The following is a 17,984-nucleotide window of genomic DNA, read 5'->3' as shown; positions in this document are numbered from 1 at the left end:
CAGGCTGCTTCGACCCACCCCTCGCAGGGTAGGCACTTCCATCGTTGCTGTGACAGAAGAAAAAGCTCGTTACGGCGCGCTGGCCTCAAGGGGAAGGGACACTGGTAGCACGCTCATGAGGCGGATGGTTGCGTGCCGACTGTCGGTCAAGTCAACGGCACGCTCGACTCTGGATACGGACGCATGCGGCCCACCTTCCATCCCGGCCGTCGAATGGAGATTGGATGCGGCTACTTTGGGATGTAGGCGTTGAGTCCGACAGTGATCGGTTTTCCATCGACCATCGCTTCCGTGACGACATTGCCACCGCTGGTGGCGACCAGCATCGTCTTGCCGCTCTTGGATCGAGTGGGTTCCGGGAGTAGCTGAATTCGGATGACGAGCTCGTTGCCTTCGATCGTTGCCTTCATGTGCGTACCTTCTTCAGGACAAGACTAATGCACTGCTTGCAGTGGTTCCGGGTCGGTGTGGGCAGCGTCAGAGCCGGTCGATCAACGTGCGGCGAATGGCCTCCTGTACGAAGTTGCCGGGCCCAAAGGCAGCCTTGCCAGTTCTCATAGAGCATGCAAGCGATCGATTGCGTGGTCGACGCCTAGCACGGCGCATACGGCTGCGAAGAAGGATCTTGGGAGAGCATTCTCGCTATCGCATCCGCAGGAAGCGCCTCAGAGAACAGGAAGCCCTGTGCCTGCTGGCATCCCATGCGGATCAGGTGGAGTCTTTGCGACTCTGTCTCGACCCCTTCCGCGATAACCGCCATGCCCAGCGAAGATCCCAGAGCGACAATCGCGGAGACAAGCGTAACGCTTTGAGGATGATCCTCCATGCGCATGATGAAGGAGCGATCGACTTTCAGGCACTGGAACGGATATCGGTGCAGGTAGCTTAGCGAGGAGTACCCCGTTCCAAAGTCATCAATGTAGAGTCCGATCCCCTCCCTGGCGATCGACTCCAGTATGGTGACAGCGCCTTCCGCATCATCCATCAGCATGCTTTCAGTGACCTCCAGGACAAGGCACTCGGCGGGTAGGCCGGCGGCTTTCAAGAGGTGACAGATATCTACGACCAGATGCGGATCGTTCAACTGTTTTGCGGAAAGGTTGACGGCAATGGTGGCTGTGGGCGAGACAAGCTGGTCACCTCGCCACGACGCAAGTTGCTGTATCGCTTCGGCGAGAGCCCACCGTCCGATTTGCAGGATCGCGCCGGTCTCTTCCGCCAGTGAGATGAAACCCGCCGGCAGCATCAGTTCGCGAGAAGGGTGATGCCAGCGGATCAATGCCTCAAAGCCAAGCACCGCGCCAGAGCTAAGGTGGACACTCGGCTGGTAGAAAAGCTCAAACTGATGCTCCGTGACCGCGGTGCGGAGGGCGGCCTCATCGCTCAGTCGGGCGGTTGCCTCAGAACGCATCCGCTTGGTGAAGGTCGCGGACTGGGCCTTGCCATTCGCCTTTGCCGCGTACATGGCGACGTCAGCGTCTTCCAGCATCTGCTCGGCCCTGGTGTAGTCGCCGGGGTGCCCGACCGCTACGCCGATGCTTGCGGAGATAAAGACTTCGTGTCCTTCACAATCGATCGGGATCTCGAGCAGATACTCCAGCATCGACGCGTAGGTCAGAGCGTCTTCCTCATGCGTGACGTCACCCAGCAGGACCACAAACTCATCGCCCCCCAGGCGCGAGACGATACTGCCCGGCACCAGTCTCACCGTTTCCTCAAGACGTCGGCCGACCTCTACCAGCAGAGCGTCTCCCTTCAGATGCCCCAGGCTGTCGTTGATCCGCTTGAAGAGATCAAGGTCAATGAACAGGAGCGCATAGCAGCGATCGTGGAGCAGCTTGTTCTCGATTCTCGACTGGAGCCGCTCAAGGAGCGAAAGGCGATTGTGCAGGTTCGTCAGTGGATCGACGATCTTACGCGCGGTGATGTCGCTGATGGAGCCGGTGACCCTCGTTGGCTGACCGCTTGCATCCCTCTGGCAAAGGCTCCGGCAGAGAATCCACCGCCACGATCCGTCCTCGTGCCGGTGTCGCAGTTCAATTTCGAAGTTGCTGTCGGCGTTGGCCCGTAGTTCTTTCCACGCTTCACGAGCGCGTTCCTCGTCCGCTTGATGGAGTCTTCCCATCCAGTCCGCCATAGTCCCGACGAATTCCTTAGCAGGGAGGCCAAGGATGGATCGCCATCGTGCCGAGTAGAAGACGCTTCCGCTGGCACAGTCCAGATCCCAAATGCCCTCGGTCGTAGCCATCGTGGCCAGGCTGAATCGTTCGTGCGCGGTCTCAAGCCCACGCTGCCATATCCGTTCCTTCGTGATGTCCGCGAAGAAGATGGCAAGGCCTTCCGAGATGGGATAGGCGTTCACCTGCCACAGGTGGGGCGGCGACATCGTGGTTTCGAAGACCGAAGGCACCGCGCTCTGGAGAGTGTTGGAGAGAATCCCAACCTCCTGCGCGGCCATGAGCTGGTGCACGTGAATGCCGGACGTAAGAACGTCGCCGAACAAGGCGGTCGCGGCAGTGTTCCAGGTTTCAACGGTCAGGGAAGAGGATGTGGTGATGATGGCACGGTCAGAGAATCGCACCAGGTCAGCCAGGCTGTCCGCCTTCCGCTTCATTGCCAACATCTGGTGCTCGTGGCGTTTCCGTTCCGCGATGCCAACGAAGGTAGTGCTGACATGGGCTGCCAGAAGGGGAGTAGCATCCTTCAAAACAGACGCAACGACAACGGGAAACGAGGTCCCATTGGGTTGCAGGAAATCGAGGGCAATGCCGTTCACGGAGCCGTTACGTTGCAGCAGCGGATGGTAGTGGGTGTGGTACAGAACCCTGCTGGCCGGCGTCAGAACTTCCTGCACGTTCATCATCAGCAGGGCGGTCTTCGACTGCCCCACCCAATTGGCGAAGGTGTTGTTGACTCGCAGGATTTTCCCGGTCAACTCCGTGAAGATGTAGGCGCACGGCGCGTCCTCAAACAGCGCGATCGCCTCTTCCCCTGTAAGGCCGCTTTCCATGGATGTCATGCCGCCTCACGCAAAAAAGATCGAATCTCTGTGATGATTCTGAGGCAACTGTGGGCAAACGAGAACGGTTCTCTTTCTCGTTCGATCCGATTCATGTAAGCCGTCATCGACCATCTCGGCATCCACTCAATGCTGTTTCATGTGCAAATCCCAAGCTAAGCCACGCCAAGCACGCTCACACTCCCACAACGGGGTCAGGTTGAAGAAAGTCGTCTGCCAATCTGACGCATCCACCGGCAGCTGCAAGCGACCCATCGATGCGTCTCGCACGCCAGAGGTATCTTGCTGGATGCCGAAATTCTTCCACATTTTTCGCGACTGCACGGCAGGATCTTCCTGAATCTTGGGCCTGATACTTCCGAGAACGCAAAAAAGCGGCACTGCGCCTGAGCGATTGTTTTGGTGCAAAACGTGCATTATGAACAGTGAAGAATCAGGATCGAGACCTATGCATCTGTGGACTGAATACGAAGGCACCACCCTGGCTGGCTATCCGCTGCGCCGTCTCCACCGTTCCGAGGGCCGGAACGCGTTCTTTCTCACGACCACTCCGGAAGGTCAGGCAGCCATCCTCCGGCTGACGGAGGCGCACTTTGACGAGACGGAGCTTCTTGGTCGCTGGACGAAGATCGCTGCCGTCTCACATCCAAATCTGCAGGGCATTTTGCAGACGGGGCGAACCACCTACGATAGCGTCCCCCTTGCGTTTTGCCTCATAGAACCTATCGACGAGAGCTTGTCTGACGTCCTGCGCGACCGCGTGCTTTCGAGCGGTGAGACGAAGGATGTCGCAGAAGCTGTTGCAGGCGCGCTTGCCGCACTGCACGCCGCCGGCCTGGTCCACGAACACATCGACGCAACAAATGTCTTCGCCATGGGCGAAACCGTAAAGCTCCGTTGCGATTGCGCTCGAGAGTGCACCGGTGACTTTGAGGCAGACACGCCCGAGGCACGCGAAGCGCTGCGGCAGGCTGATGTTCATGACCTGGGTTTGCTGCTCCTTCGCTGCCTGACGGTGGACTGGCAGGGCACCATTCCCGCGCCGCTACCGAGCCCTTTTGACAAGCTCATCCCGCGTCTCCTCGAGGGCACGCTCACGGCAGAGGGCCTGGTGGCGATGCTGAACCCGCCGCCCGTTGTGGTGCCTGCGGCACGGCCGATTACGACGGGTGCTGCAGCAGCAACGCTTCCTCGGGAAACGGGTCTTCCAATGCGTACCGATGAGGCGTCCGAGACACCGGTCTATTCGGGTATGCCGAAACCTGTGGGGCAGATGGTATTGCCCGTGGTCGAGCGGCGCAACTCTATGGGGGCCCTCGGAGAAGTCGTCCTGCAGCGATTCCGGCCGATGAATGCTCGACCGATCGGCCGTAAGGTGTGGATTGCTTCCGGAACTGCTGCAGCCATGCTTGGTCTGGTGCTCTGGAATACCGCACGCGACACGAAGCATCCCGCGGCTGCAGCGCAAACGACCGTCGCCGAAAATGCATCGAGGCAGACTGCGCCAGCTCTGCCGCGCAAGGGGGCAGCATCCGCGACGAAGCCGTCAGCAATACCGGAGCGTCGCCCTACGCAGGAGTCTTTGGTTGCGTCTGGCATGCAGGCCGGCTGGCACGTCATCGCCTACACCTACAACTACGAGCAACAGGCCCAGGCGAAGGCTGAGCAGCTGCGCCGCAAGTACGTTGCCCTGCAGCCTCAGGTCTTCTCGCCAACTGGCCATGCGCCTTACTTTGTAGCCCTGGGCGGTCCATCCGATTCGGTGAGCGCGCTCGCTCTTCGGAATCACGCCCGACAGGTCGGGCTGCCCCGCGATACCTACGCTCGTAACTTCTGACCGGCATCCACAGAGAGACCGATGGGGGAGCCCGCTGATGCGTGGCTCCCCATCGGTCTTTTTTGGAGGCATTTCAAACAGATGCCATCACGGTCATGCTCGACCCGAGCGGGGTTCGATCCGTGTCCGGTTTATTGCATTAGTCTCAAGGTGGAAATGAAAAACATTTGCGCCTCGACAACCTAACCATTCTTTTCTGCCTCTTCGCTGCGGCCACGCTTCTGGCGTGTGCATTCGCCGGGGTGCGGCTGACGAATCGCGGCACCAGGGGCGCCGGGTATTTTTGCGCGGCGTTTTTTGCTGGCGCGTTGAGTTGTTGCCTCTTCGCACTGGTTCATGCCGACGGTGGGTGGGACACGTTTCTGAATGTCGTCGTAGGCGACACTCTTGTCTGCGTCTTCCTGACGCTGCTGCAAGTTGGCGTCCGTGCGAATCTCGTCCTTCCCAAACATCGAAGGCTCATCGCGGCGCTTCCGGTCTTCCCGTTTCTTCTACTCATCTTCTTTACGGAGTTCCGGGATTCGATGCTGGCTCGCATCGTTGTCCTCGCGATTTATGGGTTTCTCATTCGCCTTCTGATCGGACTGGATCTTGTGCGGCATGGCAGGCGCAGTTCGCAACGAGCTCTGGCCGGCGTGATGTTTCTGTTCGCCGTCGTGGCTCTATGGCAGGCGCTCGGAACACTTGCGACCGGGGCGCCGGCCGACTACATGCGGCCAGATTTCATTCAATCGTCCGTGCTCTTTCTCTACATGATCTTCGTGATCGCGGCGGGCCTCTTCCTCTTCCTGCTGCTTAACGACGAACTTGTTGGCAAGCTTGAGGACGAAGCCGAGCGCGACTTCCTGACGGGGGCGTTGAATCGCCGCGGCATTGAACGCGCCCTGCGTGCAGAGATGGAACGGAGCGGCCGCCACGGCGAGCCCTTTGTACTGGGCCTGATCGATATCGACCACTTCAAACGCATTAATGACACCGACGGACACTCGGAAGGCGACCGGATTATGTGCGAGATTGTCAGCCTCGCAGTGTCCTCGCTTCGCCCGTATGACTACGTGGGCCGCTTCGGCGGCGATGAGTTCCTGATCCTGTTGCCAGGAACCAACGCCCATGAGGCATTCACCGTAGCCGAGCGCATACGTCACAGCGTCACGGTTCGACTCCCAACGGTTTCTGTCAGTGTTGGCCTCACGGCAAGGCTTCGTGGCGACGAGATCCCCACACTTATCCGCCGGGCAGATGAAGCTCTTTATCGGGCCAAGCAAGAAGGCCGAAACTCGACGCGTCTTGGATGATTTCTCGTCACGGTCGCTTGCGAAAAAGGGGTGCAGCGTGGCTGCACCCCTCTTAGCATTTGGATGAGAGGATCTAAATCGGTGCTCCCTCAGGCACACGCTCCTGCAGCGGTTTCGTCTCGGGGCGGTCTGCCGGAGCGCGGTCTGCAGCCGTGATGCGACTGATCCAGCCCGCGTAAGCCGCCTGCTGTTCCGGTTGACTGGCTGCCGGTGCGTGCTGGGTCATCCACTCGCGAGCGGTAGCCAGTTCACGGCGAAGGATCTGCCGTGCTAGCGGACTCACCGCGGACGAGCCCGCAGCGGTCAGCAGGTGAGAGATGACCGCTTCATTGATGGCGATCTGGGTCTCGCCTTCCAGGCCATCGTGCAGGCTCGTATAGACGGTCGCCTGCAGGGTGGCGCGGACCACATCGCTCAGGCTCGGATTGGAGGCATCGCGTGCGTGATAGTCCACCAGTCGGCTGACACGGCCGGGCTCGAACAGTGCATCGAGAGTAAGATCCGAAGCCGCACGAACCGGTCCAATAGCGTCGAATGCCGGTCCGTCATAGCCCACGAAGGACTCCTGCGTGCGACCATACTCTGGTGGACGCGGCGGGAACAGATTGAGCAGGGCTTCCGGCACTGTGAGCAGCTTTACGTCGAGTGTTGACAGCACTGCAGCGAGAGCCTTCTTCTGTTCGTCGGGACTGACAAACGCGGTGACCATCTCGCCATCGCCACGCTGGGAGTAGCGGAAGTCCAGGCCTGCGATGAGCTTCGCGGTAGTCTCAGTCTGGTAGCGGTGGAACAGGTATGCGGGCACATATACGTCTTCCAACTGTGACCACGGACGACCTGGCTGAATCGCCGCCTCGGAGAACTGCTTCAGTGCAACTTCACGGACCTTCAGGATGTGCTGAAGCTCCTCAACGGCATTCTTGCCGTTGTCCCACTGGCTGGCATACGGGTGGATGGAAGCGATCGATCCGGCATCCTGCGTGGTGATGAAATACATGCCCTTCTTGTAGGCATCATCCAGGATCTTATTTAGACCAGCCCTCTCCTGATCGGGCGTGCTGCTCTTCGGAAACTCACTATAGCCATAGCGGATGGAGACCTTGTCCCACTCGCCGATACCGGGCTGGTAGGCCTTCGACAGGTCGAGCTTGCCGTTCGAGTCAATCTGCACGTCGGGGAAGGGATAGTCTTCCACGGAGCCGCCCTGACCGAAGTTGCTGGATGCATGGTTGTGACCAAGGCCCAGGGTATGACCGACCTCATGTGCGGCCAGTTGTCGCATCCGTGCAAGCACCATCTTCTCCTGCGCCGGATCGGGCTTCGAGCCGTTCCTGTACGGCGAAAGCAGGGACTCCGTCATCAGGAAGAGCTGGCGCTCGCGTCCTGACGTAAGTGAGACCTCCGTCTTCAGGATCTCGCCCGTGCGCGGGTCGATAACTTCAGCACCGTTCGAAAAGGCGCGCTGCGAACGTTCGACCCACAGGATCATGTTGTAGCGGATGTCCATGGGGTCGGCGCCCTCAGGCAGCAGCTTTACCTGGAAGGCATCGTGGAAGCCTGCAGCTTCAAAGGCCTGGTTCCACCAGCTTGCACCCTCCACAATAGCGGAGCGGATCGGCTCGGGAATCCCGCGGTCCACGTAATAGACGATTGGCTTGATAGGATCGCTGACGGCCTGCCCAGGGTTCTTCTTCTCCAACCGGTGGCGCAGCATCAGGTGGGTATCCAGCGGCTGGTCGAGCGGCTTATTCCAGTCGAAGTAGATCACGCTGTTGAAGTATCCGGCGCGCGGATCAAACTCACGCGTATGAAAACCCAGGGGCGGCAGTTCCACGAAGGATTGGTGCACATGCACCGTCACGAAGCGCGGGTCTGGCACGACCGCGGCAAGGCCCTGCCGCTGACCGTCCCCATCAAAGATTGGGCGGCGGCGTGCTTCCGGGTTGACGAACGTCAACATGCTTTCCACTTCGGTGTTCCTGGGAAAGGCCCGTGTCCGTTCGCGATAGATCGCGCTCCGCGTGGGATCGAGCCGGAACGCACCCTCCCTGGCGGAAGTCAGTCGCTCTGTGACGCCAAACGAATCACGTACAAAGAAATCCGTGGCATCGACCAGAAGAGATCCGTTTTCTTCGGCCACGATGGGAAAGGTTCCGATGACAGATTCGCCGAAGGAACGCTTTACGGCTTCGGACGCCTCCGGGACGCTGCTGGCTGTGCGCCATGCGGTATTCTCCGCCTTCAGCAGAACGCGTCCGCCTTCACGATGAAACTGAACCAGATTCGGGTGATACACGGCACCACGATCCAGACCATACTCGCCGATGGCGTCGGTCAGTTGCTGCTCGTACAGCATCTCCTGATCGAGCTTGTCGATCTGCAGATAGGTCTTGTCACCCCTGGGATCGAGGAAAAGCGTGATGTAGCCGTCCAGCCGCGTCAATCCGGCGACCTTTGCTGCCAGCGGAGAAGGACCCGCTTGTGCCCGAGCCACCACACCAGACAAGGCCATGACTGCCGACAGCGCAATGCCGGCGAGCTTCCTTTGCGTGCGCTTCTGTTGCATTTGAAAACCTCTTCATTGCGAATGCGTTGAGATGTAAGTAGCGAAAGGCCGTGTGCCAGGATGCTGTCGATCAACAAGGTCACGACTGTCACCCTGGCTTACGCACGCGAGGTTGACCACGGACGAGAGGGCCGCGACCTGTCCCGTAGCGTCGGAGTGTTCGGAGTGCAACTGAAAGTGATTAGAGTGAGGATAGGGCGGCGCCTGCCAGGAGTCCAATCGAAAAGGCGAAGGAACCGATCAAGCGCTGCTATCGTCGCCGATGCGAGCATCGCTTTTCGGAAACCATGCGCGTTCATTGTGAATCGAGCGGGTTGAGTCCGACATCAGCATTTGCATGCCGATCGTCATGGAAGCACAGTCCCGTCTGGCCGAGGCCGGTCGGTCAGAGGGATCAAGGTGACCGATGCAAATCACTCGCCCCGTACTCGTCTTCCTGTGTTGTTGGCCGCTTGCGTGGGCAATGGCTTTGAGTTCTACAACGTAACCATCTACGCATTTGTCGCGGTCACATTGTCCCGGCTGTTCTTTCCCGCAGGTCGTTTCAGCGGATCGATGCTGCTTACCTTCGGCCTGTTCGGTGTCTCGTACATCGTGCGTCCCCTTGGCGGTCTGGTCCTGGGCGCCTATGCAGACAGGGCAGGCCGTCGCGCATCGCTGTTGCTATCGATCTCGCTGATGCTCGCGGGCACCGTCCTGTTGGTCTTCTCGCCAACCTTTGAGACCATCGGCATCTGGGCTCCTGTGTTGCTGTTGTGCGCGCGGCTTCTGCAGGGACTGGCGCTGGGGGGAGAGTTCGGCAGCACTGCCGCCTATCTTCTCGAGAACGCCCCGCTGCAGAAGCAGTCGCTCTATGCCAGTCTGCAGTTTGCTTCACAGGGTTTCGGAGCTCTGCTGACGGCGATTGTGATGTTCGCGGTATCACGCCTGAGCAACGCGCAGATGGCAGCGTGGGGATGGCGCGTGCCGTTCGCCGTGGGGCTGCTGCTGGCCCCGATCGGCCTTTATCTAAGAAAGCACATGCGAGATACCGAAGCCTTCCTGCATACACGGCCGGTGCGGCATCCCATACACGACCTCCTGCGGCATCACGGCAAGCGCATCGCTGTGGCTGCAGCATCCACCGCGGTGCTCTCAGCGAATATATATCTGCGTGTCTATCTGCCGACTTTCGCACAAACGCGGCTCGGCATCCCGATCGCCTCCAGCGCTCTGTTGATGTTGATCACAGCCTTGAGCAGTATGGTGCTGGTTCCTCTCAGCGCGAACCTGGTTACACCGCGGAATGGCCTGCGATGGATGTCGGCGGTCATCGTCACGACACTGCTGGCGATCTGGCCTTTGCTGCACATGCTGGATGTCTACCGCAGCCGGGCGGCGCTGATTGTTGCCTACACTCTCCTGACCGTCCTCAGTGCGTTGTATAGCGCGCCGCAGGCATGGTTCGTCTCCATGCTCTTTCCAACGCACGTCAGGGCTGGTGGCGTTGGCGCGAGTTTCAACTTTGGTGTGTTGTTGTTCGGCGGCTTTGCACCGGCAATCTACGCAGCGCTTGCATCCAGCACAGAGACGATCGCGTCCTCCGCTGTCTACGTTGCCTTTGCCGGCTGCATCAGCCTGATCAGCATCGCGGTCACGCCGAAACGGCTGAGAGCGGCGCGAGTCTGATCGTCGCGGGAGCCTGCTTAGACAGCATCTCGCAGGTGAGGGAACTCAATCAGCCTCGAACGTTCGGACCGCGTTCCCTTTGCCGCCGGCGTCGCGCCCTGTAGCTTGGACGCACAGTGCGACAGGATCTGGTGGAACATGGGCAATGCCTCATTCTTGTTCTCGGCTAATACGCTGTATCCAAGCTCCATTTCAGGCAGCGTTTCCAGGAACGGAATCGACACTACATCCGTAAGGTCGGCGAAGCCTGCGCTGTAGGGAGCAATCATCACGCCCGCATCCGCTCCTACGTAGGCGAACTGGACGGAGCAGGATTGTGGAACGTGGACAAGCCTGGGCACCACGTCAAAGGGAGCGAAAAGGCTTGAGAGGAAGGGGCCCTGGTAGCGGCAGTCTTCCGGGCGCGATGCGATGACGTTCGCCCCATGGAGTTCGCGGATGGAAAGAAAGCTCCGCGAAGCAAGCGGGTTGCGCCGCGACATAAGGATCCGTAAAGGCAAGGAGCATAGCGGAACAAAGCGGACGCCGGCAATGGGAAGCGACGGCATCATGATCATGGCGTCAATGCGCCGATCTGCCATCTGTTCCATCTGTTCTTCCGTCGTCAGGTCCGCAACCTCAACCTCAAAACCTGCATTGGAGCGGACCAGCGTACGGAGCACTGCAGGGAGCAGGTCCAGCATGCCCGACGGTCCGCAGGTGATCCGAATCTTGCGAGGTGCCGCCAACGATTTCAGGTGTTCGCGCGCGTCGCTGATCGTGTCCATGATGGTCTGCGCGTAGATGCGCATGGACTCACCGGCCGCTGTCAACCGCACCTGCTTGCGATCACGCTCGAACAGCTTTGCTCCGAAGGCCTCTTCAAGCGACTGGATCTGGAAGGTGATGGTGGGCTGGCTCATGTACAGCACGCGCGCCGTCTTGCCGTAGTTCAGCAGCTCCGCAAGGGTCAGGAAGCACTGCAGTTGCCGGATGCGAAAGTCCATTGTGCGTTCACCAGGATCCGTGTGAGGGAAGGAGACAAGCCTGCCAGAGGGCGCTTCGGAGACAAGCGGCCATCTGTAATTGGAACTTCTTGAGCGGTGTTTTCAGCTTGCAGTGCACGCCGTGGAATGTCAATAGGCGATGAATCGCCAGGTTCGTCGCAAACTCGGATAGTTAGCAAAATGAACCACATGACGGTCGATCAAGCTTTTGTAACGCCTGATAGAGGAAATCGAACACTGGATGGATGGATGCGGCCTTATGCTTTGTCCAAATGAGACAACCTGCTTTCTGGATGCTGACCGCCCTGTCGCTTCTGTCAACCATGCTGGTACACGCACAGGGTCAGTCCGCCGCGGATGAGCTGAAACACGCGCAGGGAACGAACCTTGGCATTTACACCTTCTCGGATCGTTGCAGCTCATGCCACGACAACGCCCGGGGCGGAGCGCCGGATCGTTATGCCTTGAACAAGTACACGCCGGAACAGGTGATGCAATCGTTGACCGGTGATGGCACCATGGCGAAGTTTACGGACGGCATGACCGAGCTGCAGAAGCGCATCCTGTCTGTGTATGTGGGAGGGCGTCCCTTTGGTTCCTCGGCCGAAGGCGAGCTGTCGGCGATGCCGTCCGGCCAATGTCCCGTGGGCGGTCTCTGGAAGACCTCCGGCGCTCCGAGCTGGTCGAACTGGGGTGTGGACGAGACGAACTCTCGTTACCAGCCGACGCCCGGTCTGGCTGCTGATCAGGTTCCTCACTTGAAACTGAAGTGGGCCTTCGCGTTTCCCAACGGCAACTCGGCGTACAGCCAGCCCACGGTCGCGGATGGCCGCGTCTTTGTCGGCTCGGACACCGGCTTCATCTATGCACTGAATGCCTCGACCGGCTGCGCCTACTGGTCGTTCAAGGCCAATGCGGGTGTTCGCACACCGGTCGTGCTCAGCCCAGCGGGAAAGGGGCGGCGCCTCGCGTTCTTCGGCGACATCCGCGCCAATCTCTACGCGATCGACGCTGCGACGGGAAAGCTGGTTTGGACGGTGCGCGCCGATCTGCATCGGCTTTCACGCCTGACCGGCGCGCAGGTGCTGAACAAGGGCATCCTTTACGTTCCCATTTCGTCGCTGGAAGAGTCCGGTGGCGGTAACGCGAAGTATCCGTGCTGCACCTTCCGTGGCGCCATCGAAGCCTATCGCGCTGATACCGGCAAGCTGCTGTGGAAGTCCTACACGATCGCCGAACCGGCAAAGCCAACGACCGTGACCTCCATCGGCACGCAACTTTATGGACCTGCGGGAGCAGGTCTTTGGTCCGCGCCGACGCTCGATCTGAAGCGGAACGCAGTCTATGTTGCGACTGGCAACGCGTACACGATGCCCGCAGCAGACACCTCGGACGCGGTGATGGCGTTCGACATGAAGACAGGCGCACGTCTTTGGAAGAACCAACTGCGCGCTGATGATGGCTATGTTCGCGACTGCCCCGGCAAGTATCGTCCGAACGTCTCGACGAAGAACGTCTCCGAAACTTGTCCCACGCCGCTTGGCCCGGATGTGGACTTCGGCAACGCGCCCATCCTGCGCAACTTTGCGGATGGCCACTCGCTCATCGTCATCGGGCAAAAGGACGGTAGCGGATGGGCGCTGGATCCTGACAAGAAGGGTGCCGTTGTCTGGAAGCGGCCAATGAGCCCGGGTGTCGACGCAGGCGGAGGTGGCATGCAGTGGGGGTCCGCTGCGGACGATACGCAGGTTTACTTCCCGCTCACGCGTGGCGGCGCCGGTGCGGGGATGGGGGCGGTCAACCTGCTGACCGGTGAGATCGCCTGGCGCACAACACCGGCCATCGCAAGTCTTGCACCCGCAACCGTCATGCCGGGCGTCGTCTTTGAAGGCTCGAACATGGGCATGCTCTACGCGTTCTCAACTGCGGACGGCCACGCACTCTGGAACTTCGACACCAACACAAACTTCAAGACGGTGAACGGTGTTGAGGGTAAAGGAGGCGGTTTCGGCGGAGCAGCGGGAGCAGTGGTTGCAGAAGGGAAGCTCTTCACAACCTCCGGCAATGCCGACCTGTTCGGCGGCCCCTTGCGCGGCAACGTGATACTTGCCTTCGAACCGGAATAGCGTTACGCCATCGTGCTCAGGCGAGTGCGATGGCGTGACGTTCCACAGCGCGGTGGGCCGCGAGCGTCTCTTCAAGATCGGCTTCGTCCTGGGACCTGACGACATCTTCGACCATGCTCAAGAAAGGCTTCAAAGCCGCGGACTCGTTGCCGGGATGCCACATCATACCCAGCTCCATGTTGTGGATGGGCTGATCGAACGGAACGAACTGGATGCCGGGAAAATTGGCCTTGGCAATGGAACCCGCTGCAAGCGCGACTCCTCGACCTGCCGCCACCATGGCAAAGTGAATACCGTCGACGAACGGCACTTCCATCAGTTCCGGCGTCAGGTGCTGTTTCATGAAGAGGCCTGAGACGAAGGTACGGTGCTTGCCGCAATCTTTAGCCGCCATGATCAGGACGGGGGAACGGCTGAATTCTTCCAGCGTGATCCAGCCCCGCCGCACCGCGGGATGACGGTCCGGCAAGACAGCCGACAGTCGGTCCGATCGCAGCGCCTGGTATTCCATGCCCGCCAACTGCCAGTTCGGCGTCATCAGCAACAGGTCGACCTCGCCGTCGGCGGCGGCCTGTTTCATCTTTTCGGGCGGCATGGATTTCACGGTCAGCGCAATATCGAGCGCCCGTTCCTTCAACTCGCGCAGCAGATGGGGCAGAAGGGTGTACTGGCCAACAGGTCCGCAGGCAATGGTGAGTGATGCGCTCGTCTGGTTCTGAACGGAATTCATGGCGAGGCGAGCATGGCTCAGGATCGCCCGGGCGTGGTCGCGCAGGCGCTCACCTTCCGCGGTAAGCCGGACCTCTCGCTGACTGCGATCAAACAGGTTGACGCCAAACGAGCTTTCCAGCGACTTGATCTGAAACGAAAGCGTGGGCTGCGCAATGTCGAGGGCGAAGGCGGCCCGCCTGAAGTTCAGCTTCTCAGCCAGAACCAGGAAGTACTCCAACTGCCGAATCCGGAAATCCATTTCCGCCTCCATTGCACTGGGGTGACTGTGTCGTTTGAAATTTTGTTTCGGTGAACCCAAGCTTAGGACAGGTGCGCCCTCGCGTCAAACGTAGAACGGCGCCAGAAGATCACTCTGGCGCCGCTCCGTCGTTTTGTTAGTGAAGAGAACTATTTGTTTTTTTCCGCCTTCGGTCCACCTTTGTAGATCACGCCGTCCTTCACGACAACCTTCACATTGCCGAGTGCTGCGATGTCGTAGAGGGGGTTGCCGTCTACGGCGATGATATCGGCCAGCTTGCCCGGCTCGATGGTCCCAAGGTCGCGGTTGCCCATGATGTTGCGCGCATTGACACGGGTCGCATCAATGATGGCGCGCATGGGAGGCATGCCGTGATCGACGAACACCTTGATCTCTCGCCACAGGGCGTCCTTGTGGAAGTTGGCGGGTGTTCCATTGTCGGTACCCATGCCGACGACGGTGCCGCTATCAATCCATTGCCGGATCGACTTGTCGCCAAAGAACTCCTCACGGTCCACGCGCTGAAAGTACGACAAGCTCGGGAAGTTCTTGAACGAGTTCATCATCTCGGTGTAGAGCGGCTCGCCCAGCTCTCCCTTGAACTGCGGATCGTCCAGGCGCTCGGGGAACTGGATTGTGTCGGGATACAGCCAGGCGCGGTGATACACCGTCGGCACAACAGGCCGGCCGCTACGCGCCAGGTCATTCAGCAGGGCGGGTGAGTAAGGCGGCAGCCCGGCGGAACCGACGTGCTGCATGACGTCTACGCCGGCGTCGAAGGCATTCCGCACCGACTCTTCTTCGTAGATATGGGCGTGCACCTTGATGTTCTTCGCGTGCGCAGCCTTCACAATGGCAAAGTAGTCATCACGCGTCAGGCCGGAGTGCGCCTTGATGACATCCACACCGGCGTTCGCCAGCATCGTTACGTAGTCCGCAGCATCCTGCGGCGAAGTGACATTGTGCTGATAGTTGTCCGGGAAGATGGCAACGTGGCGCGTTAGCCAGGGACCGCTAACCTGCAGACGGGGTCCGGGCATGCCCTTGTTGATGCGTGTGCGCAGATCCAGAATGTCCTGCAACGGCGACCCCAGGTCCACCGCACTGGTGACCCCGGCATCGATCAACTGCTCGGCCGAGATGTCCATGATACGGCTGAGCGGGTAGTCCTTCTGGTGGTTATCCAGCCACTTGAAGTAGGTGGGGTAGTCACCATGGCCGATCAGCACCATGTGGACGTGCGTGTCGATCAGGCCGGGCAGCATGGTCTGCGTATGCGTGTCGATCACCGTTGCGCCGGCAGGGATCTTCACCTGATCCATGGGACCGACGGCAAGGATGCGGTTGCCCTGGATGAGGACGGTTGCGTGGTTGATGGGAAGTTCTTCACGTCCGGTGATGAGCATGCCACCCACCAGCGCGATCGTCTTCTGCGCGGCCGCCTGCGCAAAGACGCCGGTAGTAGCAACAGTCAGTACGGAGAGCACAGCGGCGGACCGCCAAAGATTGCGAAGTGAAACACGCATCGTTCGATTCCTCATTGAGAAGGTCATTACAGCGTGAAGACCATCAGGCTGGTGTCGTCACCAGAGCCCACCGTGATTGCCACGTACTGCTTGCCGTTGATCATGTAGGTCATGGGTGTGCCGCCGGTGCGGACCTTCGTGTCGAAGCTCCACAGGTCGGTGCCGTCCTTCTCGTCCAGCGCATGGAAGGCGGTATCGCCACCTCCCACGAACACTATGCCGGCCTTTGTGGCGATCGCTCCCTGGGTACCGACGGCACCCAGCAGCTTCGGCAATTTCAGGCCCTTCAGGGCGGGATTGGCACGCATCTCCGCGTCGTCGCCGAAGGGGATCTGCCACAGTTTCTTGCCGGTGTTCATGTCGATTGCCGTGACAAAGCCGTACGGTCCCTTCAGGATCGAGAGACCGTCGTGGAAGACCGCGTTGGTGCGGCCTTCCGTTACGTAGTCCGAATCGACTTCACTGGCACGCGGGCCCGACTTATCGAAGATGCCGAGCTTCGCAAGTGCGGCCTGGTTGTTCACTTTAATAAAGAGGATGTGCGTCTGGGGATCCCATGCGGCGCCTCCCCAGTTCGCGCCGCCAAGGATGCCGGGACGCATCATCGTGCCTTGGTAGGAAGGCGGCGTATACAGCGGGCCAAGCTTCATCGTCTTCAGCCGTGCGACAGCCTCGTCATGCAGTGCCGGGCTGAGGTCGAAGGCGTCGTCGAGGGAAACACCCTGCGGCGCAATGGGCTCGGGCAGCGTAGGAAATGGCTGTGTCGGCCACGACTCTTCGCCGTCGATGGTGGACTTTTCAACCGGTTTCTCTTCGATGGGCCAGACAGGCTTGCCCGTCACGCGATCGAAGGTGAACAGGAAGCCCTGCTTCGTGGGCTGCACCACTGCGTCAATCTTCTTGCCCTTCACCGTGATGGTGATCAGGCTTGGCGGTGACGGTGGGTCGTAGTCCCACAGGCCGTGATGAACCAGCTGGTAGTGCCAAACACGCTTGCCCGTCGCGATATCGACGCACACGAGCGAATCCGCAAACAGTCCGGAACCCTTGCGGCGCGCCCCATAGAAGTCGTTGCTTGGAGTGGTGACCGGCATGTACAGCAGGCCGCGCTTTTCATCCAGAGACATGGGCGGCCACACGTTGGTGTGACCGGTGTATTCGTTGGAGCCATCCTTCCACGTGTCCGCACCGAACTCGCCCGTCTGCGGTACCGTGTGGAACGACCAAAGCTGTTTGCCCGTGTGCACGTCATAGGCGCGGACGTCGCCCGGCGGATCCTTCTTGTACATCAGCCGATCGCCCACACCGTTGCCGACGACGATGATGTCCTTGTAGATAACCGGCGGGGACGTGTTCGAGTAACGCTTGGGATCGATCTCCCAGCGCAGTCCTTTCAGCAGGTCGATCTTGCCATCCTTGCCGAAGGTCTCGACCGGCTTGCCCGTCTCCGCATCGAGTGCGATCAGCGTCACGCGAGAGTTGATGAAGATGGTCGACTTGCCGGTCTTTGGATCCTTGTAGAGCGCGACGCCGCGGTGAACAAAGCCCGTTCCATTGAACGGCTGGCCCAGCTTGTAGGCTTCAGGATCGTACGTCCACTTCACCGCACCGGTGACGGGGTCAAGCGCCACCACCTTGTTGTAGCCGGTGCTCACGTACATCACGCCATCGACCACGAGGGGCGTGTTCTCAAACACGCCGGGTTTCACGCCGTACTCCGGCATCGCCTTCTCGCCGGTCTTCCACTGCCAGGCCAGCTTTAGTTTGCTGACGTTGGACTTGTCGACCTGGGTGAGTGTGGAGTACTTCATCCCGCCCTGGTCGCCGCCGTAATAAGGCCAGTCAACATTCTGGGCGCGCGCCGAGATGACGGTGCACGCGAGACCGAGATACGCAGCAAGGACTGCGGTCTTTCTGAAGCCGGAAGGCATGTTTTCAAGGTCCTCTTCACAGGCCAGGCCTGCTGCTAAAGATGCGTCTTGCCAGAACGC

At 59.9% G+C, this 17,984-nt stretch carries 13 protein-coding genes; 4 read left to right on the top strand and 9 right to left on the bottom strand.

Annotated features, from left to right (window positions below; translation table 11 throughout):
* Positions 1 to 230: 230 nt before the first annotated feature.
* From BLW03_RS03860 to BLW03_RS20770, 3 genes are all read right to left on the bottom strand, one after another.
* The gene (locus BLW03_RS03860; protein ID WP_074652427.1) at positions 231 to 410 is read right to left on the bottom strand and encodes a hypothetical protein; all 180 of its coding nucleotides are present in this window, start codon (positions 408 to 410) and stop codon (positions 231 to 233) included.
* Positions 411 to 592: 182 nt separating this feature from the next.
* Positions 593 to 3,019, bottom strand: coding sequence for a sensor domain-containing protein (locus tag BLW03_RS03855; RefSeq protein WP_074652426.1), 2,427 nt, complete (start codon positions 3,017 to 3,019; stop codon positions 593 to 595).
* A 126-nt stretch (positions 3,020 to 3,145) separates the two neighbouring features.
* Positions 3,146 to 3,427 (bottom strand): PH domain-containing protein, encoded by a 282-nt coding sequence (locus tag BLW03_RS20770; RefSeq protein WP_212733125.1) that lies wholly within the window; start codon positions 3,425 to 3,427, stop codon positions 3,146 to 3,148.
* 40 nt (positions 3,428 to 3,467) lie between these two features.
* Here BLW03_RS20770 and BLW03_RS03845 point away from each other — a divergent pair, with 40 nt between their 5' ends.
* Positions 3,468 to 4,856 carry a hypothetical protein gene (locus BLW03_RS03845; protein ID WP_074652424.1) on the top strand — a complete coding sequence of 463 codons (1,389 nt, stop codon included), beginning with the start codon at positions 3,468 to 3,470 and terminating at the stop codon, positions 4,854 to 4,856.
* A 182-nt stretch (positions 4,857 to 5,038) separates the two neighbouring features.
* Here BLW03_RS03845 and BLW03_RS20290 read toward each other — a convergent pair whose 3' ends face one another.
* A complete protein-coding gene (locus BLW03_RS20290) occupies positions 5,039 to 5,308 on the bottom strand; it encodes a hypothetical protein (protein ID WP_139285083.1) in 270 nt (89 codons plus the stop codon).
* Positions 5,309 to 5,380: 72 nt separating this feature from the next.
* On the opposite strand from BLW03_RS20290, the gene BLW03_RS03840 reads away from it, so the two are divergent.
* Complete coding sequence (locus BLW03_RS03840) at positions 5,381 to 6,151, top strand: GGDEF domain-containing protein (RefSeq protein ID WP_139285082.1); 771 nt, start codon at positions 5,381 to 5,383, stop codon at positions 6,149 to 6,151.
* A gap of 73 nt (positions 6,152 to 6,224) precedes the next feature.
* Here BLW03_RS03840 and BLW03_RS03835 read toward each other — a convergent pair whose 3' ends face one another.
* Positions 6,225 to 8,717 (bottom strand): zinc-dependent metalloprotease, encoded by a 2,493-nt coding sequence (locus BLW03_RS03835; protein ID WP_083350304.1) that lies wholly within the window; start codon positions 8,715 to 8,717, stop codon positions 6,225 to 6,227.
* 441 nt (positions 8,718 to 9,158) lie between these two features.
* On the opposite strand from BLW03_RS03835, the gene BLW03_RS03830 reads away from it, so the two are divergent.
* A complete protein-coding gene (locus BLW03_RS03830) occupies positions 9,159 to 10,385 on the top strand; it encodes an MFS transporter (protein ID WP_212733124.1) in 1,227 nt (408 codons plus the stop codon).
* Positions 10,386 to 10,402: 17 nt separating this feature from the next.
* Here the strand turns inward: BLW03_RS03830 and BLW03_RS03825 are convergent, their stop codons facing one another.
* Positions 10,403 to 11,371 carry a LysR family transcriptional regulator gene (locus BLW03_RS03825; protein ID WP_074652422.1) on the bottom strand — a complete coding sequence of 323 codons (969 nt, stop codon included), beginning with the start codon at positions 11,369 to 11,371 and terminating at the stop codon, positions 10,403 to 10,405.
* Positions 11,372 to 11,643: 272 nt separating this feature from the next.
* Between BLW03_RS03825 and BLW03_RS03820 the strand changes: the two genes are divergently transcribed.
* Entirely contained in the window at positions 11,644 to 13,497 is a 1,854-nt protein-coding gene (locus BLW03_RS03820) for an outer membrane protein assembly factor BamB family protein (protein ID WP_170834949.1), read from the top strand.
* Between the two features lie 16 nt (positions 13,498 to 13,513).
* On the opposite strand, the gene BLW03_RS03815 is transcribed toward BLW03_RS03820, so the two are convergent.
* The 3 genes from BLW03_RS03815 to BLW03_RS03805 all read right to left on the bottom strand — a co-directional run bounded on the left by BLW03_RS03815 (position 13,514) and on the right by BLW03_RS03805 (position 17,924).
* A complete protein-coding gene (locus BLW03_RS03815; RefSeq protein WP_170834948.1) occupies positions 13,514 to 14,467 on the bottom strand; it encodes a LysR family transcriptional regulator in 954 nt (317 codons plus the stop codon).
* A gap of 149 nt (positions 14,468 to 14,616) precedes the next feature.
* On the bottom strand, positions 14,617 to 15,993 hold the full coding sequence (locus BLW03_RS03810) for an amidohydrolase family protein (RefSeq protein WP_074652420.1): 1,377 nt from the start codon (positions 15,991 to 15,993) through the stop codon (positions 14,617 to 14,619).
* A gap of 26 nt (positions 15,994 to 16,019) precedes the next feature.
* Positions 16,020 to 17,924, bottom strand: coding sequence for a pyrroloquinoline quinone-dependent dehydrogenase (locus tag BLW03_RS03805; protein WP_170834947.1), 1,905 nt, complete (start codon positions 17,922 to 17,924; stop codon positions 16,020 to 16,022).
* Between the last annotated feature and the right edge of the window lie 60 nt (positions 17,925 to 17,984).

Source organism: Terriglobus roseus (genome assembly GCF_900105625.1).
Taxonomy (GTDB): domain Bacteria; phylum Acidobacteriota; class Terriglobia; order Terriglobales; family Acidobacteriaceae; genus Terriglobus; species Terriglobus roseus_B.
The sequence above is the reverse complement of the archived record's forward strand: the minus strand, read 5'-3'. Positions and strand labels throughout refer to the sequence as shown.

What these genes read in the sequence shown, in the direction of transcription:
- BLW03_RS03860 (WP_074652427.1), bottom strand. Translation starts at nt 410, where the DNA reads ATGAAGGCAACGATCGAAGGCAACGAGCTCGTCATCCGAATTCAGCTA.
- BLW03_RS03855 (WP_074652426.1), bottom strand. Translation starts at nt 3,019, where the DNA reads ATGACATCCATGGAAAGCGGCCTTACAGGGGAAGAGGCGATCGCGCTG.
- BLW03_RS03845 (WP_074652424.1), top strand. Translation starts at nt 3,468, where the DNA reads ATGCATCTGTGGACTGAATACGAAGGCACCACCCTGGCTGGCTATCCG.
- BLW03_RS20290 (WP_139285083.1), bottom strand. Translation starts at nt 5,308, where the DNA reads ATGTTTGGGAAGGACGAGATTCGCACGGACGCCAACTTGCAGCAGCGT.
- BLW03_RS03840 (WP_139285082.1), top strand. Translation starts at nt 5,381, where the DNA reads ATGCTGGCTCGCATCGTTGTCCTCGCGATTTATGGGTTTCTCATTCGC.
- BLW03_RS03835 (WP_083350304.1), bottom strand. Translation starts at nt 8,717, where the DNA reads ATGCAACAGAAGCGCACGCAAAGGAAGCTCGCCGGCATTGCGCTGTCG.
- BLW03_RS03825 (WP_074652422.1), bottom strand. Translation starts at nt 11,371, where the DNA reads ATGGACTTTCGCATCCGGCAACTGCAGTGCTTCCTGACCCTTGCGGAG.
- BLW03_RS03820 (WP_170834949.1), top strand. Translation starts at nt 11,644, where the DNA reads ATGAGACAACCTGCTTTCTGGATGCTGACCGCCCTGTCGCTTCTGTCA.
- BLW03_RS03815 (WP_170834948.1), bottom strand. Translation starts at nt 14,467, where the DNA reads ATGGATTTCCGGATTCGGCAGTTGGAGTACTTCCTGGTTCTGGCTGAG.
- BLW03_RS03810 (WP_074652420.1), bottom strand. Translation starts at nt 15,993, where the DNA reads ATGCGTGTTTCACTTCGCAATCTTTGGCGGTCCGCCGCTGTGCTCTCC.
- BLW03_RS03805 (WP_170834947.1), bottom strand. Translation starts at nt 17,924, where the DNA reads ATGCCTTCCGGCTTCAGAAAGACCGCAGTCCTTGCTGCGTATCTCGGT.